This window comes from Bradyrhizobium sp. JYMT SZCCT0428, from assembly GCF_018131075.1.
GTDB lineage: Bacteria > Pseudomonadota > Alphaproteobacteria > Rhizobiales > Xanthobacteraceae > Bradyrhizobium.
Map to the genome: position 1 here is coordinate 1 of NZ_JAFCLS010000071.1, position 17,952 is coordinate 17,952.

Sequence of the window (17,952 nt, forward strand, 5' to 3'; positions counted from 1 at the left end):
CCCTGTACGGTGCTGGTTTCTACTACATCCCCGGCACGGACACCTGCATCAAGCTGGGTGGCTACCTGCGCGTTGAAGTCGCCCTCGGCACCAACTCGGTGTTCGGCGGTGACTACCAGACCCAGGGCGGCGCACATAATCGCCTGTCGAACTACTACACCGCTCGTTCCCGTCAGGATCTGAACATCGATACGCGCACCGCGACCGAATACGGCGTCCTCCGGACCTACTTTGATGCGACGTTCTCTTGGACCTCGGGCGCCTACGGCGGCAACGGCCTCGGCGGCACGGTCTACTCCGCGAATGCCCAGGCCGGCGGCTTCGGTGGCGTTGGCAACCCGTCAGACGGCGGTCTCTCGGGCGGTTCGCTCGGCGTCTATCATGCGTTCATCCAGTTCGCTGGGTTTACGATGGGTAAGACGATCTCCCAGTTCGACGCTCCCTGGGTCAACTATCCGGGCAACAACTTCGACGGTCTCGTCGGCGGCAGCGGCATGGTCACTGGCGTGAACCAGCTCACCTATACCGCCCAGTTCGGCAACGGCATCTCGGGCACCGTGTCGCTCCAGGATCAGACTGCCTACGGTCAGGCCAACGTGGTCAACACGAGTGCGGGTCTCATCGCCCCCGCGACCTTCTTCGGTGGCACCTATGGCGCCAGCGATATCGGTGGCTCGAGGGTTCCGGATATCATCGGCGTGCTCAAGGCTGATCAGGCTTGGGGTATGTTCCAGTTGTCGGCAGTTGGGCATAACATTCATGCTGCCTACTACGGTGGTGCTGAAACCACCGGGCATCCCAGCGACACCTGGGGCTGGGCTGTTCAGGGTTCGTTGCAGATCAAGAACATCCCGACTGGCGCTGGGGACACGATCAACATCCAGGCGGTCTACACCGACGGTGCAAGCCGTTATAACTTCCAGAACCTTGCTCCGCAGGGCTTCGCGATGTACAGCGGCACCGGCTTCCCGGGCGCCTATCAGAGCGTTGGCCTCGCTGCAGTAGCTGACGGGATCTTCGGTTTGGGAACCGGTATTTCCAAGGTTCAGACCTGGGGTATGCGCGGTGCCTGGAACCACAACTGGGATCCTTACTGGAGTTCGTCGCTTTTCGGAGCTTACGCCCAGCTTAAGTATGGTAACGGCGGATCTGCTCTCATCTGCGGTCCCGGCGGCACTCTCACCGGCCTCGTAGCTGCTGCGGGTATCACCAACTGTAACCCGGACTTCAACGTCTCCCAGATCGGTGTCATCACCCGCTGGACGCCTGTGAGGGGCCTGACGTTCTCGGGCGAAGTTGTCTATACCCATCTCGACCAGAAGTTTGCTGGTGTCGTTGCTGTGCCAGCTCAGGCCGGTATCGCGAAGCCGGCAGCTCTGTACGAGCTCAAGGACCAGAACAGCGTCGTCGGGCTGATCCGCGCTCAGCGCAACTTCTAATCCAGTTCGTCTGATCAAGTGCTAACAGAGCCCCCGGCGGGAAACCGCTGGGGGTTTTGCTTTGCGTAGGTGCCGGGCGCAAAAGCAGTTCGCACGCCAAGGTGCAGGGGGTTTTTTGGCCGCTTCTCTAAACCGCTTGGCGTCTTCGTCTAGCCGTTTTGCGCGGTTCAATATGAAAGAGGCCGAGAGCTCAATTGAAGAGCTTGCGAAACTTTTTTGAGGATTGCCCCTAGATCGTGAGCGTATTCCTCAAGCGATCCCCGCGCCTGTTCCGTGCGGGAAGGCTTGCTCGGCTCACGCCCTGCGGTCGGTTCGTCATCTCTTGGCATTTTTGCACTGCGCCTGTAGCTCGTTGCGCTCCGGAGGTAAGCCGCTCCTCGACGACTTCGCAAACTCCGCGTGTCCGCCTTGCTCGTCCATATGAGTTATGTAGGCCAGCCTATCGGAGCCAAAGGCTAGATTGAGTTCTTGCGTCGGGCGTTGACGGCCGGTGTTTTGCGTCGAGGTCGTTTAGCCGGAGCAGGCGGCTGCGGCTTCACGAGCAATTCGACACCGAGTACTGCAAGAAGCTTTAAGATCCCTTTAAGCCTTGGGTCCTTGTCGCGCTCGAATCTGTGGTAGAGGCTCGCCCGATTTAGCCCAACCTTTTTCGCGAGGACCGTGACATTCTGGGCCCGGACTACATTGCTCATTGCGCGTAAAATGAAGGCGAGATCTTTTTTTGCGAACGCTTCGTTGAGATGTTGGGCAATCATGTCCGGATCATCGCGGTACTTTTCAACGTTATCGCGATAGTTTTTAGCCGCGGAGGCTCGCCTGGCCATCGATCGTCTCCTCAAATATACTTTCTAGAGTGAAGCACTGAATTAGCGAAGTGGTGACGCAAAGTTGGCTTGTCATCCGTTCAAGGCGGTCCAGGCGTTCAGAAACTTCGGCCGTCCGGACGCTTGCACAAATCTCTCGATGAGCTTCCCGATCTCCGTCGCGTCGGGTGGCGTAGGTTCGCCCGCGGCAAAGGCAGCGAGTACGACCTCGAAATCGAGTAGTCGCAAGCTGAGATGCCGTGGACGTTGCCCGGGTCAAAGCACGCTTGAAATCGCGGAGATGACGTGCCGCGGCACCGCACCCGCTTCAACCAGTGCGCGGATCGCCCGTCGTTTTACCAGTTACGCTGGGCGCGGAAGGCGAGTGACAATGTGCCCTGGTCCTTGAGTTCGTACAGGGCTGCCGGCTTGACACTGACAGCCGGCAAGGCGGCGACGCCGGAATATTGCTGATCCACATGCGTGTACATCAGCTCACCTGTGAAAGTGAGGTTCTTCACGGGGGACCAGCGCGTGTTGGTGCCGATCTGCGCGACGTTGAAGTTCGGATTGCAGGTCGAGCCGGGTGTCAGGAAGGTCGTGACGGTGGCGCAGATATAACCTCTTGCCGTGGCATTGTAACTGACCGACGTGTAGGAGCCGAACAGCGCTGAATTCCACTGGCTGTTCCAGTTGTGCGTGTAACCAGTACGAAAGCCCCACAGTTTGGTCGTCTCGATCCCATTGCCGGTCGTGAAAATGCCGTCAGAAACGCCGCCAATAGTCAGGCTCTGGTAGACGCCAGCCAGGCCGCTGCTGCCATACATGGCGACGGTGGGTGCGACCAGACTCTGCCAGACGTAACGGCTCGCACCGTCCGAATAGCCAACTGAAATATCGATGTCGTCGCCCGGGCCAGTCGGCAGGTTCTTGATCGTCAAGGCCAGCTGACCGGCCCAGCCCCATTTGTCGCTGGGATGGCCTGAAGTTTCTGTCCCGCCGTAATAGGCCGCGTGGATGTTGTGCGCGGCCACCGAGGCCTGGAACATGCCCCAGCCGTGCTCGACGCGAAGCATGCCGACGATGTCGGGAGCCCGTGTGCCTCCGAAAGCATTGGCGCCATACCCGCCGGCCTCGAAGTTGGCCGCGGTGAGGCTGGATGCGTTCCACAGATTGGTATGGTAGTAGGTGACCTGATCCTGCAGCGAGATCGTACCGCTGACGCCCTGACCAAAATCCGCCGTGTAGGAAAATTGGTTCACGCCGGTTTGGTCGGAGTGACCGCCGAGAAGCGCGTCAGTGATGTTGGCGGGATAGCCGGCGAAGGGTGCATCGAACTGGGATATTGCCCTGCCGATCGTGAAGCCGGCGAACTGGATGAACGCGAAGTTGAGGGCGAACGAACCGCCTGAAAGTCCGCCGTCGGAGGGATTGCCAACGCCACCGAAGCCACCGGCCTGGGCGACCGCAGAGTACACGGTGCCGCCAGCGCCCGTGGCGGCATAAGTACCCGAGGTCCAGGAGAAATTCGCATCGAAGTAAGTACGGACCACGCCGTATTCGGTCGCGGTGCGGGTGTCGACGTTGAGGTTTTCGCGGGCGCGAGCGAAATAATAGTTGCTCAGCCGGCTTTTTTGACCCGCCAGGCCACTCCAGGCCGGGGTGCCCTGAATACCGCCGCCGTTGAAGGTGACATCGGCGCGCAGGTAACCGCCGAGCTTGATGCAGGTGTCGGTACCCGGGATGAAGTAGAAACCGTTTCCATAGAGGGAGCAGATCCTGACATATTCGACCGCCTTGGCCTTGACCGGAAGGTCCGCTGCCTGGCCTCCGCTTAAGGCGCTAAGACATGCTGCCGTGCCGAGCACCGCGCTGTTGATTATCTTCATGGTCCGCTTTCCCGGCTCTTTCGGAAGCAGCCTTCGTCAGGCCGAGCTCCGCGACGATTCCGCTAATTTAGCGCTCAGCTTCTACGTAACGATCTTCGCAACGCAATGACGAGACATCTGGCAGATGTTTCTTCGGACTTTTTTCTTGACGACTGTCACGCGAAAGGCACACAGGCCCCGGCTGGGCTGGCCTCTAAATGGAATTACTGGTCCGCGTTGCTTGCATTGCCGTCATCCCGGTGTCTTGCGATCTCGCGACGGAGTACCGCCAAGTGATTGGTCGGAAGGGCTTTCGCAAGAAGCGTTTGAGACCCGTCTCTGGCGATGAGAGGCGACCGGTTGCACACTCCCCCATTCTAATCTTCTACCCGCTACAATGTCCGCTGGGTCAGACTGTGACCTGCTGCCCCGGCGACCCGACTTCCGCCAGACCGGACATCACCGGCTAGGTAGGTAATGTCGGTTTCGTGCCGGGAGCAGCGGCTTCGGTAGCGACCTGCGTGACCTCGATCGTCGGATGGATCGGCTCAATGACCAAGTTCCGCATTGTCGTGACCGGACGCGACCTCGGCGCCGGTTTCGTGTCACTATCACCGTAGCGAATGGTCCGCTGAGACCGGTTGTCGCTCAGGCGCCGCGACGAGCCGTTCAGTCGTTAATCTTGATATCGTCTAGCGGGGGAATTTCGCGGGGCGCTCTGGATTGTGGCACTTGTTGGAGCGCCGACAGGGCGCTCGGAATGGTCACGGCCGAGCTTGGACTGCAACTCTACAAGGTCCATAAAGACGTCAGCCTGGCGCCGCAATTCGTCGGCAATCATCGGCGGGTGGCTCGCTATAGTCGAAATGACAGTAACCCGGACGCCGCGACGCTGGACCGCCTCCACGAGCGAGCGGAAGTCTCCGTCACCGGAGAATAAAAACATCTCGTCAACTTGGTCGGCAAGCTCCATGGCATTGACGGCAAGTTCGATGTCCATGTTTCCCTTCACCTTGCGGCGACCACTCGCGTCAACAAATTCCTTAGTCGCCTTGGTGACGACGGTGAAACCGTTGTAGCTGAGCCAATCTGTCAACGGGCGGATCGAGGAATACTCCTGATCTTCGACGATTGCCGTATAGTAGAACGCGCGCAGTAAGACACCGCGCCCATCAAATTCCTTGAGGAGGCGCTTGTAGTCGATGTCGAAGCCCAGCGTTCTCGCCGTCGAATGCAAGTTTGCGCCATCAATAAAGAGCGCGATGCGGTTAGATTGGATGGACATCCGATGTCGACCAGCACTCATTTGTTAACAGCTGCGAAAGCGAAATTACGCCGCGCGCTCTGCTTGCATTGCAAATAAATTTCTAAAGCGCCGCTGTGAGGCAAGACGGTTAGTCGACCTACAAGTTATACCTAATAACTTTAAGGTTCAAATATTTTTTTGTCATGTAGACGATGGAAGAAATATTCCACAATTGGATAGTCGCGCGTAATATAAAAATATGCTTAAGGTCTTGAACCTACAAGGAGAACCGGCCGACCCATGTACAGGGACCTAAATGATCGCAATGCTGCCGCACCTGCCTGTGTTTGAAGTGCGCCTAAAAAGGCGTGGTCGTCGATGGAGGTGGACTGTTTGTACCGCCGACGGGCGGGTAGTGATGGAGGGCTCTGAAAGCCGTCGAATTGCCGCCAGCTACAAAGCCAATAGAGCCATCTTCCTGATGTTGCTGTGCGTTCCTTCCTCCGATGTCCAACCGCGCGATGGTTGCAATGCGGCACACCTATTCGGATGACTCTCGCTCCAACATTTAGACCGTGTCTCACGCGAAATCTTGGGGCCTATTGTCCTGCGAGCCGGTCTTCAGGTGAACCAAGGAGTGCATGAAGCGATCCTCCGGCGCGTAAAGCACTTGATGGTATGTGGGCGCCCCTGTAGTAGCGGGGCTCGCCCCAGGGGCGATATTGGACCACGGTCCAATATCTTGCAGAAGTTCGCGCTCTTAGCTTGAGCGTATGTTGCGTTTTTTGAGGTTATCCGCTTGCGATGCGCCGCGCTTCTTTCCGGCAAGCTACGGTTGGCGTATCGTCCAAGTCGCTCGCTTGATCTTAGCGAGCGCTCGTTAATGTCCGCCATCCGAGAGAAGCAGGTAAACCCGAGGAGGCGAAGTCTTCGTCAAATGAAAGGTCGCGCCGATGGGTACGAATGCCGGTGTTGGGATGAGCCATCATCGAAATCCTAAGGTAGCCGGGCGCGAGGCCGCCGAAAGAGCATTGGCGGCAGCCGGGATCGACCGACCCGACTTCGTCTTTATGTTTGCTTCCGTCGGATACGAACAGCGCGCACTCTTAGATGCCGTCCGCGTAGCCACCGGTGGTGCTCCACTGGCCGGCGGGTCTGGCGGGGGAGTCATCGCAGGTTTGGAAGCCGACGAATCGAACTTCTCAGTAGCTGTGATGACGATCAGCTCCGACGAATTGAATTTCAAGAACGCAATGGCCTCCGGCCTCAAGGCCAATTCGGAAGCGGCGGGAAGGACCATCGCCCAGAGCTTAGCTTGCGAGGTGAAGCCTGACACGCTTGGGCTGATTATGCTCGGCGACGGGTTAACCCTGAATTTTGACCGCTTCGCTGCGGGCCTCAAGAGTGAATTGCAGCTTGATCGTCACCTGCCTTTGTTTGGGGGTACCTCGGCCGACAACATGGAGTTTAAACAAACTTATCAATACTGCGACGATCAGATCACATCCGACGGTGTCGCCTGCGTTCTGCTGTCGGGATCTGCCCGGCTTGCTTGGTCGGTTAACCACGGTTGCCTTCCCATCGGCGGCGAACGGAAGGTAACTCGCTGCTCCGGCAATGTCATCTACGAGATTGACGGTATGCCGGTTCTCGACGTCCTAAAGGAATATCTCGTCGGTGATGAGATCGACAATTGGAGTAAGGCGGTTCTGAGCCTCTGTATGGCATTCAAAGCGCCCGAACAGATCAAGGGCTACGACGACTACTTGATCCGCTTCATGCCGACAAAAGATGACAAGGCCGGCTCAATCACAATTCCGACCGAAGTAGAAGAGGGCACGAGCATCTGGATGAGCCGGCGCGACCACGAAAAGATATCGGCCGGCGTCGAACGCATTGGCGAAGAAATCAAGTCGACATTAGGTAATAACGCGCCGAAGATGGTGTTTCAGTTTGACTGCATAGGACGCGGGAAAGCCGTGTTCCGCGACCAGCAAAAAAGCCAAATACTAGAAAAGCTTCAGCAAAAAATTGGGCCGACCGTGCCATGGATAGGTCTCTACACCTATGGAGAGATTGGTCCGATAGGAGGGCGCGACTATTTCCATAACTACACCGCTGTAGTATTAGCAGTATACTGAGTTAGCCATGTCCAGTACCGCTATACTTCCGCGTTTGATGGAAAGACCGTAGCGTGAGTGAGATTGATCGGCTTCGGGTCGAAAACCAGCGCCTCTCGGATGAGGTCAAGCGCCTGGTGACAACCGAGGTTCAGCTCTACGAAGTGCAAGAGCACCTCGATGGTCAGATGAGCGCGTATCGCCAGCTCTATGAGCTTGGTAAGAAATTCAACACAACCGTCGACCTCACTACAATCCTGCAGCTCGCCGCCAAATTCGTTTTATACGAACTCAATTTCGAGCGCTGCCTCTTTCTTCTGAAGCAATCCGGCGCGAACAGCTTCTCCATCGAGACGATGGATGGTTACTATGACGATGCCGAGAGTACCGTCATTGCGAAGCTAGCACTCCCCACCGCCTCATTGGCGCTCGCACCACTATATGCCGGCGTTGAACGGGTACTGTGTTTGCCAGATTGCCGCCGCAGCGAGCTGACCTCGCTGCGACGTCTCATCGGTATGGACGAGTACATCGTCTTGCCGCTGGGCGGGGAACCGAAAAACCCAATTCGCTTGCTGGTCGCAGGAAATACAGCGGGGCAAGCGCCTTATCAGCGCCAGGTTGTCCAAGAAGGCGAGGCGCTACTCGGGCTAGCCAACCTGGCAAGCCAGACCTCTACCGCGATTAACAACGCGAACTTCTACCAAGCGCTCGAATGGGAGCGGCAGTCACTCGAAGAGAAAGTCCGCGAACGCACACGGGAACTCTCGCGATCGCTGGAAGAATTGCACGCGGCGCAGGATCGGCTAATCCAAACTGAAAAACTTGCCTCCCTAGGGCAACTCACCGCCGGCATCGCCCACGAAATCAAGAACCCGCTCAATTTCATCAATAATTTCTCCGCCCTGTCGGCGGAGCTGGTCGACGAACTAGGCGACGTCCTCAAGCCCGCACCATTGAACGACCTGATGCGCCAAGAGACTGACGAAATCGCAAAGCTGCTAAAGGGCAATCTTGAAAAAGTAGTGCAGCACGGCAAGCGCGCCGACTCGATCGTCAGGAATATGCTCATGCACTCGCGCGATGGCTCGGGTGACCGGCGCACTGTCGACATCAATACCCTGGTTGGTGAGAGTCTCAAGCTCGCATACCATGGCGCCCGCGCCGAGAAGCGGGTTATTCAGATTAGGCTGGAGCAGGATTTCGATCCCGCCGCCGGCGAAGCTGAGCTGCTGCCGCAGGAGATCACACGCGTGCTGCTCAACCTGATCTCGAACGGTTTCTATGCGGCAATGAAACGCAAGGCGGAAGATGACCTTGAGGGTTATGAGCCTGCGCTTACCGCCGCGACCAGAAACCTCGGTGACCGCGTCGAAATCCGAATTCGCGACAATGGAGCGGGCATTCCATCCGAGGTGAGGGAAAAGATGTTCAACCCGTTCTTCACTACCAAGCCGCCGGGCGAAGGGACCGGCCTCGGGCTTTCGTTGAGCTTCGACATCGTTGTCAAGCAACATGCCGGATTGATTGAGGTTGACACTCAACCCGGCAAATTCACCGAATTCAGGGTCATCCTTCCGCGCTCCGCCCCCACGGGCAAAGCTGAGGCACATACATGAAGCCTCTTATACTCGTAGTCGATGATGAACCCGACGTCGAAGATTTATTTCGCCAGCAATTCCGACGCGACATCCGTGCCGGCCGCTTTACAATGGAGTTTGTTAAGTCGGGAGATAGCGCCCTTAAGAAAATTGGTGACGCTAATGCGGTGCCTTTGATGCTGATTTTGTCCGACGTCAATATGCCCGGTATGAGCGGGCTTGAACTCCTACCAAAAGCGAAAGCGTCACGACCGGATGTTCCGGTTATCATGATCACGGCCTACGGCGATGGCGACACCAGACGAATAGCTTTGGAAGGAGGTGCAGAGGCCTTATTGACTAAACCAATCGACTTCACGGCGCTCCGTAGCGAAATAGGTGGGCGACTTAAAGCCTAAGCAGTAGGTCGTTTGCCATAACCGTTTTGGGTCGAGTCTGTTAGGCAGGCGGATCGCCGGTCCTCCATCGCTCCACACGCGTTGGTTCCACCTCTGGCAAAGAGGGCCGTTCCCTTCGCGGATGAGCGCTTCGCCGGCGGCGCGCTTTCAACCGCGCTTGCAGCCAGAATGTTCGTCATCGCGCGAGTTCTTTCTTGAGCGGAAGGAGAGCGGAGTAGGGTGGAGTTTCGGCGCATAGTTTTGCAGTTTTCTAAGTCAGCGCCGGCATCGTAAAGCGGAATGTCCGCGAACAAAGTCCCATTCCTCGCTGCTTGGCTCTCTGCCCATTGGGTAGTGGGTCGTATTGATTGTGGCGGGGTTTGGCCTGGTATGTTGACAATTTCCACCGCATATTTGGGGGGATGACGAACGGCACCGTAATCACCGTCCATTTTTCCTGCGCATGTGGGATGCACTATACTGCATCCCAAGTGCAGATGCCCGAAAGGCGAGAAGGGCGCTTTAATTGCGACGGCTGCAAACAAATTGTCAATGAATGGGCTGGTCATTATCACTTTTTTGATTGGAAGCGCATCATCGCCCAGCCGGGGAGGGCGGGTGAGAAGATATGACTCCCAAACGCCCCGCGACCCCAACCAGTTCGCGGGTCGATCATCGACATCGCGACGGGGGAGATGCCTGACCGGACCCTACGCCAGAAGAGCAGGGTAAGGCCCTTGGATGCAGTGGCGTTGAAAAAAGGCTTCCGAGGGTAGCATCATTTTCAGGGGGGCTCACTTTTCGAACTGGCCCACTACCGATTCTTGATAAAAACTGCCCGCCGGAAAAGGGTTGGGGCACCGTCCTTCATTTCAAAGCGGGTCTTGATCGAAGACCGGGTCACCGCTCCGGCGGCACACCGTAGATCCGCTCGGTCCACGGCCGCATGAACTCAATCCGCCGCCCGATGCGATGAACGTCTTGAAACCACTGGCGCGCAGGTAGGCGAGCAGTCCCAGCATCGGCTGGTAGAGCAGTTCGGTATAGGTCTTTTGAAGCGGGGATTGCGCGTGGTCGCCAGCCAGTCCGACGCGTTGTCATGCCGGCCTGAGGTTACCGCCACTAGTTCGACCAGTTCTTTCTCGCCTGATGCCGCCAGCTCCTTAAAATCGTGGTCCAGCACAGCTGCTTGTTCTTCCATTCCGGATGCATTGGCGCCAACGCCTTCACGGGGTCCACTATGAAGACCAGTTGCACGTACATCTGTTGCTCGACCAGAGCATTCCGTCTGTCGTGTGATACGCTTGCGGCCGCAACGAAGTCAGGCCCGCCCTGCGTCGTGACGCGCGCGAAGAAGTTGAGAATCGAGGTCTTTGTCGCGCCATCGTTACAAGACGGCAGAGTGTCGGGTGTTACCTGCGCCAATGCGAAACGAGACGACGCACAGAAAGGAGAGGGAGGGTTGCTTGATCCAATATCTTACCCACGCATGCTCATCTACCGCGCATTTTTGCCGTGATTTCGGGCGAGGCGTCGCACCGTACGAATTGGCAATAAGGCGGTGGCGGGCTATCTCGTCTTCACCCATACATCCATCTGGAGGCAGGTTTGCAGGCTGACATAGCTCGGCGTGCCCCCAACGCTCTCCTGGGAGACGCAACTTGACTTACTGGAAGGGGCAAATTTTGACCATTGGCTTCCGAGCTGCTGCCGGGCCTTCGTTTCATCGCTGACGCAGGACTTCAGCGATTGGACGTCGCTAAGTCCGGCCGTTGCGGCAAGGTCGAGCTTGCAGCTCCGAACAATGTCGAAGGTTGGCACCCGATCGGCGACGGTGACCACAAGTTGGGAGCTCAAGGCGATCATCGAAATCGAAATAGGCATTTTCGTATCTCCGCTCGATATTGTTTTTTCAAAGAGGGCTATCTAACTCCTCGCGAGGAACATTGATCGCTCGATCGATAACGGCAAGTAAGGTGCTATCCTGAAGGGGTTTCAACAGAAGGGCCGCCAATCGAAGGTTCTCCTGATGCGGTGCCGCGTCGTGGTGAGCTGTGATCATGATCGTCGGGATATTGAAGCCCTTCCGTATTAAACGTTCTTGCAGCTCTTGCCCGTTCATAGCGGGCATCTGAAGATCGACGATCAGGCATTTGGGAGGGCCGTCGGGCAGCGAAGCAAGAAACTCCTGCCCTGATACGTACGTGTGAACCTTGTACCCATGGGATCGCAGCAGCCTGCTCAGCGCCTTGAGCACGGCCGGATCATCGTCGACCACGGCAATCCAGGAAGAAACCTCCGACATTGATGATTAATGCGCCCGGTTCCGTTGCCGGTCGAGTTGACCCTTGGTCCAATAGGACGCGAATTCCTATCTAGCAATTCGGGCCTTTTCAGCCAGCCGGACCAGATCGGCAATGCCTCGAACACCCAGCTTTTCCATCATCCTGCCGCGGTGCACCTTGATGGTTTTTTCTACGGTACCAAGATCGCCGGCAATTTGCTTGTTGAGCCGGCCGGCGATCACGTGCTCGAGCACTTCGCGTTCTCGCGGTGTTAGCGTGCTGATCTTCGCCTGGATTGAGTCCAGTTCTGACGCGGCCAGTCGGAATTCGGCATCGTGGGTCTTCGCGCGCTGAACTGCATCAAGCAAATCCGTCTCCTTGACCGGTTTGATAAAAAAATCCAACGCGCCGGCCTTCATGGCGCTCACACTGGTTGGAACGTCGCCCTTTCCGGTAATGAATATCACTGGTCGGTACGAGCCTCGAGCAGTCAGCGCCTGCTGGAGACCGAGACCGTTCAGGCCCGGCATAGCGACGTCCAGTACGGCGCAGCCAGGTGCCGCGGGGTCGTGCTGCTCAAGGAATTCTTGCGGAGACGAGTAGGCCTGAACTCCATACCCCTTGGCGCGAAGCAGTCGCGACAGTCCTTTCCGCACACCAGCATCGTCATCGACCAAATAGACAGTAAATTCACCCGTCATGACGCCGGAACCTCCCAGCTCGGTAACGATATCGTTGCAATGGCGCCCCCGCTCGCGTCGTTCACGAGGGCAAGCCGCCCGCCATGTGCCTCTATGATGGCCGAACAGATCGCGAGGCCAAGACCGAGGCCATGTTCCTTTGTGGTAAAAAAAGCTTCAAATATACGGTTCTTAGCCAAGGCACCAATGCCGTGCCCTCGATCCTTTACGCACAGCTCGACCGATCCGCATTCCGTCCCGCGGGTTGAAATCAATATACATCGCTGATCGACCGGCGTCGCAGCCATAGCATCCATTCCGTTCATGACAAGATTAAGCACGACTTGCTGCAATTGAACGGAATCTCCCCTTGTCAGGAAAAGCCTGTTCTCTATGTCGAACCTGATGCTGATTTCGCGGCCGATCAGTTCGCTGTGGAGCAGGCCGGCTGTCGATCTGACAAGGTCATTGATATTGACTGCTTCCAGCTTAGGCTCGCCCTTTTTCAGCAGTTGACGTAGTCGTTGAATAACTTCGCCGGCGCGGTTGTCTTCATGAACGATGTCTTGGAGGGCGTCCCGGATTTCTGCAATGTCTGGTGATTTCTGTTCCAGCAAGTGCAGGGCCGCCTGGGCGTTCGACAGTATGGCAGTGAGCGGCTGGTTGATTTCGTGGGCTATCGAACCGGAGAGTGCGCCTAGGACGGACACCCGCATCAGATGCTCAATTTCCATTCGTTGCAGGGTGGTCTCGGCCTCGGCCGATTTTTGGTCGGTGAGGTCGACGAAAATGCCCCGTAATTGCCTTGGCTCACTGTTGTCTTCTGTATAAGAGCGCGCGCGCATGCGGATCCATCGCACCTCACCACTCGGCAACACAATGCGCACATCGCTGGCGGTAGGCTGCCCCAAACTGGGTGACTCTCGAAACGATCTGCTCGCGGTTTCGAGATCGTCCGGATGAACCGTCGCAAGGAGAGCCTCACGGGTCAGCGATCTACCAGGTGACAGCCCGAACAGCGCCCGGCAATGTTCGGTGACCCATAATTCATCGGTACGCGAGTCAAACTGCCAAAGTCCGATATTGGCCGCCGAGGCGGCAAAGGTCATCCGATCGTCGCTATCCCTGAGCAGTTCCTCCGCGCGCCGCCTTCTGCGCCATTGAATCAACAAGGCGCCCAGAAAAGCCGATTGCAGACCAAACACCGAAAGTGCCGCAAGAACTGTCCCGCGATGCTCCTCCCAGATCGTTCGTGGCTTGAACAGAACGACAGTGCCCGGAGGCAGATCTCGTTCCTTCAGATTCCAGCGTTCCATTGCCCGGTAATCGACGCGGTATTGCTGGTTCGGATTTGTTCGAGGTGCGAGCGCCGTCGGATCCGCTCCTTTCATGATTTCGATCGCCAATTCAGCCGTTGCAGTGCCGGTCGATTCAAAAGTCTCGACAAAGCCGCCGACCGCGCCCCCACCAATAAATGTGTCGTAAGGCCCGTAAACCGGAGCAGGGGATAATGCGGCCAAATCGGTGGCAACCTGCGCTGGGACGAAGGCCTTGCCGTCACCGTCGGCAAAAACCGTCAGAACGATTACGATCGCATCTTTGGGAACTTTCGACAACTCAGCAACGAGTTTTGCATAAGGAAGTTCGAACAGGAATGTCGTCTCGAATTTGCGGCTGTGCTCTTCGATCACCCTGCGCGCTGTCGATTGCCAACGCCGATCGGCCTCGCCGCGACCGGCGATGACGTATAGGCGGCGAGCTTCCGGTTGCAGGCGCTCCGCCAGTGATAGCGTTTTCGCCAAATCAAACGCGGTGATGATCCCGGTGATCCCCGGTGGCAACCGCAGCGCCGTATAGGTCTGCGGCGAGATCGATGCAAAGACCACGGGCACCTTGGGAAGAAGATCTCGATACTGAACGACGAATGGTAATGCAGCGCTGCCAACCGCGATCACCAGATCAGGTGGATGCTTGCCGTATTTGTCGCGAATGAACGTCGCCGTTCGTAGCGCATGGGCTTCGTCGGAATTCCGTGCCAAATCGAGAAATTCGGCATCGATCTCGACTGATTTCGAGTGCTCGACCAGCCGCTTTCGAGCGGCTTCCGCAATCAGGCTGGTGGCGGGAAATGAGTAGTTGAAGGCATGAAGCACAAGAACGCGGGGACGCTCCGCAGCGCAGGCTTCCCCTGCGATCAAGAAAAGGAATCCGATGCTCCACAAAGCACTACGCATCGTGGTCATATTGAAAAGGCACTCAAAAAATTACACTTCCCGCACCGCTAAGCGTGGATGCTATGCATCATAGCATACTTTCGCGCGCTTAACCCAGTTCTCCCGTTTGACGATTCGCAAAGATTTCGAACGGAAGATGCCTATTGTTGCGGCTGCGGTGCGGATAGGCATCCCGTACCGCTGCAGCGAGTGCTTGCTGTGGAGAGTGGCACAAACTGCATATCCACTGCACATCAATGCGGAACGAATGTCGCTGCATGGCGGAAAAATGAGTGACTGCCCGAAGCGCGCTTCCACATTTGTCAAACGAAAATATTTCGTCTGACGAAACAGACCATGTCGATGACCCGTACGATAAGATGTTTCAGGTGTGCCGGGTGATAGTCGTCCGATGTTGGACCACGGTCCAATAGCTTGTGACAAGCCCCCAACGTAGCGTGCGCCCATCTCAATTGCTCGTTTGGGGATGGATCGGGGAGGCAACGCTCGAAAATGTCGACGCTTTTTCCTGCACTTACGACCAAAGCCGATGCTTCCGGGGATTGCGAGTCCTCGCAGAACGCGGGGATGATCTGGATACCCGGCGGCACTTTTCGCATGGGATCGGACAAGCATTATCCCGAAGAAGCGCCCGCGCATCGCGTCACGGTAGATGGCTTCTGGATGGACCAGCATCCCGTGACAAATCGGCAATTCAGGGAGTTCGTAAGGGCGACCAAACACGTCACCGTCGCCGAGGTCGCGCCTGATCCGAAGGATTATCCGGGAGCCCTTCCGCATATGATCTATGCGGGCTCGCTAATGTTCTCTCCGCCCGCACATCCGGTCGGTCTGCGGGACTTCAGCCAGTGGTGGACTTTCGCCAAAGGCGCGAACTGGCGGCATCCTTACGGGCCCAGAAGCAACATCCGTGGTCTCGACGACCATCCAGTGGTGCATGTGGCTTTCGCCGATGCGCTCGCCTACGCGGCATGGGCGCGCAAGGCTCTGCCAACTGAGGCGGAATGGGAGTTCGCGGCGTGGGGTGGGCTCGAAGGCGTCGAATTCGCCTGGGGCAATGAGTTCACGCCCGGTGGCCGTCACATGGCCAACACATGGCAAGGCGAGTTTCCGAGCCAGAATGTCAATGCGGATGGGTTCGAGCGCACTTCGCCAGTCAGTCAATTCCCGCCAAATGGATATGGGCTGCACGACCTGATCGGAAACGTCTGGGAATGGACCGCTGACTGGTACTCGCCGAAGCATCAGGCCGATGCGGCGAAAGCCTGCTGCATTCCGGACAATCCGCGCGGCGGCCGTGAAACTGACAGTTATGACCCCAGAACCATCAACGTGAAAATTCCACGGAAGGTCATCAAAGGCGGCTCGCATTTGTGCGCGCCGAACTACTGCCGACGCTACCGGCCGGCAGCGCGCCATGCCGAGCCGGTCGACACCTCGACCAGTCATCTTGGCTTTCGATGCATCCGGCGAGGCACTTCTGATCCATCATAAACGGGAGAGCGACATCATGTTAGCTTTTACACTGGACGACAAGCGGCCTTCGGTCGAAACGCCGCCACGCCGACCGGCAGGTTGGCTTAAGCGTTCTTGCGCCGCGCTGCTCAGCGCCTCGATGATGATACCGTTCACCGGACCAGCCAGCACGCCGGCCGCGGCGCAGACGCCCGCGAAGCCCAACATCCTGTTCATCATGGGTGACGACATCGGGTGGATGCAGCCGAGTATCTACCATCAAGGGCTGATGGTCGGTGAGACGCCCAACATTGACCGCATCGGCAATGAAGGGGCCAAGTTCATGCACTATTACGCCGAGCAAAGTTGCACGGCGGGGCGTACAGCCTTTATCACCGGCATGCAGCCGGTCCGCGTCGGCATGGTCCTGCCCGAACTTCCTGGTAGCCCATCCTACATACGAACCGGGACGCCGACACTTGCCAAATTTCTGCTAGATCTCGGCTACAACACTGGCGAGTTCGGCAAGAACCATCTGGGCGACCACGTCGATTCGCTGCCGACCGCTCACGGCTTCCAGGAATTCTGGGGCTACCTCTATCACCTCGATGCGATGCAAGGGGTAAGCTTCCCGGACATCAATAAGACCGCGAGCCAGCAGACACTGGCTCCGCCTTGCAAGAATACACCGATCCCCGGCCTGACTGAGGTTCCCGGCGCTGTGGATCCCAAGACTACGGTCTGCCTTACGCCACCGCGCCCGATGCTCGCGTGTACATCGGCCGATGGCTCTGGCGCTAAACAAACGTGCAAGGACGAGGGGCCGCTGACCCTAGATCGATCGAAGACGATAGACGAGGAAATCTCCGCAAAGGTCGTCGACTTCCTCGACCGCAACGATCCGAGGAAGACCAACAAACCGTTCTTTGCTTGGTACAACCCGGCGCGCATGCATGTCACGACCGTGCTGCCGGACAAGTACGCGGCCATGATCGGCGAGCCCGGCGGCAAGGACTGGGGCGCTAACGAAGCCGGCATGAAGCAAATGGATGACAACATCGGCGTGGTGCTGAAGAAGCTCGAAGACATGGGCCAACTTAACAACACGATCGTCGTGTTCACCACCGACAACGGCGCCGAGACCATCACCTTCCCGGACGGCGGCGTCACGCCGTTCAAGGGCGGCAAACTTAGCACCTGGGAAGGTGGCATGCGCGCTCCGATGGTGATCCGCTGGCCGGGCGTCATCAAACCCGGCACGATCAAAAACGAAATGTTCGCGTCCCTCGACTGGCTCCCGACTCTCGTCGAAATCGCCGGCGGACCCAAAGGCAATGAATTGAAGCAACGTGTCGAGGCCGGTTATCCCGGGCTAGTCAAGACCACGCTCGACGGCGTCAACCAGATTGACTATCTGAGTGGCAAATCGGAGAAGTCGGCGCGCGACCACTTCCTGTATTGGTCGGGCACAACGCCGTCGGCCGTCCGTTATAAGAACTGGAAGATGTACTTCGCGATGGTGTCCGACAACCCGGCAGGCTTCGTTTCCGGAGTGCAGCCCTACTCTTGGACTCAGGTCGTCAACATCAAGCGCGACCCCTTCGAGACATCCGTTGGCTCGCAGCAGAAGACGCTCTTTGGTATGGGTGGGGCGATAGCTTCTCCGTCTACCGCCTATGTCTATGACTGGAACATGCTGCCTATCGGGCAGCAGCTCTGGTTGATGCATCTCGAGTCCTACATCAAGTTCCCGGCGCTGCAGGACCCGGCCAGCTACAACTTGGAACAGGTCATGCAGCAAGTTAAGAATATGAAGGCGGGCCGCGACTAACCGGGCGAAACCG

12 protein-coding genes and 2 pseudogenes are annotated in these 17,952 nt (G+C 57.4%); 6 read left to right on the forward strand and 8 right to left on the reverse strand.

The window, feature by feature from the left end:
- Positions 1 to 2: 2 nt before the first annotated feature.
- The gene (locus tag JQ575_RS39655) at positions 3 to 1,439 is read left to right on the forward strand and encodes a porin (RefSeq protein WP_249167206.1); all 1,437 of its coding nucleotides are present in this window, start codon (positions 3 to 5) and stop codon (positions 1,437 to 1,439) included.
- Positions 1,440 to 1,894: 455 nt separating this feature from the next.
- Here JQ575_RS39655 and JQ575_RS39660 read toward each other — a convergent pair whose 3' ends face one another.
- The 3 genes from JQ575_RS39660 to JQ575_RS39670 all read right to left on the reverse strand — a co-directional run bounded on the left by JQ575_RS39660 (position 1,895) and on the right by JQ575_RS39670 (position 5,395).
- Positions 1,895 to 2,263 carry an addiction module antidote protein gene (locus JQ575_RS39660; RefSeq protein ID WP_212038610.1) on the reverse strand — a complete coding sequence of 123 codons (369 nt, stop codon included), beginning with the start codon at positions 2,261 to 2,263 and terminating at the stop codon, positions 1,895 to 1,897.
- A 335-nt stretch (positions 2,264 to 2,598) separates the two neighbouring features.
- Positions 2,599 to 4,131: a porin gene (locus tag JQ575_RS39665; protein WP_212038611.1), complete on the reverse strand. Its 1,533-nt coding sequence runs from the start codon at positions 4,129 to 4,131 to the stop codon at positions 2,599 to 2,601.
- A gap of 655 nt (positions 4,132 to 4,786) precedes the next feature.
- Positions 4,787 to 5,395 carry an NYN domain-containing protein gene (locus tag JQ575_RS39670; RefSeq protein WP_212038612.1) on the reverse strand — a complete coding sequence of 203 codons (609 nt, stop codon included), beginning with the start codon at positions 5,393 to 5,395 and terminating at the stop codon, positions 4,787 to 4,789.
- A 914-nt stretch (positions 5,396 to 6,309) separates the two neighbouring features.
- Between JQ575_RS39670 and JQ575_RS39675 the strand changes: the two genes are divergently transcribed.
- From JQ575_RS39675 to JQ575_RS39685, 3 genes and pseudogenes are all read left to right on the forward strand, one after another.
- Positions 6,310 to 7,497 (forward strand): FIST signal transduction protein, encoded by a 1,188-nt coding sequence (locus JQ575_RS39675; protein ID WP_212038613.1) that lies wholly within the window; start codon positions 6,310 to 6,312, stop codon positions 7,495 to 7,497.
- 641 nt (positions 7,498 to 8,138) lie between these two features.
- Positions 8,139 to 9,095: pseudogene (locus tag JQ575_RS45270) on the forward strand (sensor histidine kinase); the annotation flags it as partial.
- A complete protein-coding gene (locus JQ575_RS39685) occupies positions 9,092 to 9,475 on the forward strand; it encodes a response regulator (RefSeq protein WP_212038614.1) in 384 nt (127 codons plus the stop codon). The pseudogene JQ575_RS45270 and the gene JQ575_RS39685, both read left to right, overlap by 4 nt.
- An 820-nt stretch (positions 9,476 to 10,295) precedes the next feature.
- Here JQ575_RS39685 and JQ575_RS45275 read toward each other — a convergent pair.
- The 5 genes and pseudogenes from JQ575_RS45275 to JQ575_RS39705 all read right to left on the reverse strand — a co-directional run.
- Positions 10,296 to 10,930: pseudogene (locus tag JQ575_RS45275) on the reverse strand (haloacid dehalogenase-like hydrolase); the annotation flags it as partial.
- A 93-nt stretch (positions 10,931 to 11,023) separates the two neighbouring features.
- Entirely contained in the window at positions 11,024 to 11,338 is a 315-nt protein-coding gene (locus tag JQ575_RS39690; RefSeq protein ID WP_212038615.1) for a hypothetical protein, read from the reverse strand.
- Between the two features lie 28 nt (positions 11,339 to 11,366).
- The gene (locus JQ575_RS39695; RefSeq protein ID WP_212038616.1) at positions 11,367 to 11,759 is read right to left on the reverse strand and encodes a response regulator transcription factor; all 393 of its coding nucleotides are present in this window, start codon (positions 11,757 to 11,759) and stop codon (positions 11,367 to 11,369) included.
- A 66-nt stretch (positions 11,760 to 11,825) separates the two neighbouring features.
- Positions 11,826 to 12,440: a response regulator transcription factor gene (locus JQ575_RS39700; protein ID WP_212038617.1), complete on the reverse strand. Its 615-nt coding sequence runs from the start codon at positions 12,438 to 12,440 to the stop codon at positions 11,826 to 11,828.
- Complete coding sequence (locus JQ575_RS39705; protein ID WP_212038618.1) at positions 12,437 to 14,662, reverse strand: ATP-binding protein; 2,226 nt, start codon at positions 14,660 to 14,662, stop codon at positions 12,437 to 12,439. The genes JQ575_RS39700 and JQ575_RS39705 overlap by 4 nt, the downstream gene beginning before the upstream one ends.
- Before the next feature lie 558 nt (positions 14,663 to 15,220).
- Between JQ575_RS39705 and JQ575_RS39710 the strand changes: the two genes are divergently transcribed.
- Both JQ575_RS39710 and JQ575_RS39715 read left to right on the forward strand, forming a co-directional pair.
- A complete protein-coding gene (locus tag JQ575_RS39710; protein ID WP_212038629.1) occupies positions 15,221 to 16,147 on the forward strand; it encodes a formylglycine-generating enzyme family protein in 927 nt (308 codons plus the stop codon).
- 121 nt (positions 16,148 to 16,268) lie between these two features.
- Positions 16,269 to 17,939 (forward strand): arylsulfatase, encoded by a 1,671-nt coding sequence (locus JQ575_RS39715; RefSeq protein WP_249167208.1) that lies wholly within the window; start codon positions 16,269 to 16,271, stop codon positions 17,937 to 17,939.
- The last annotated feature ends 13 nt before the right edge of the window (positions 17,940 to 17,952 follow it).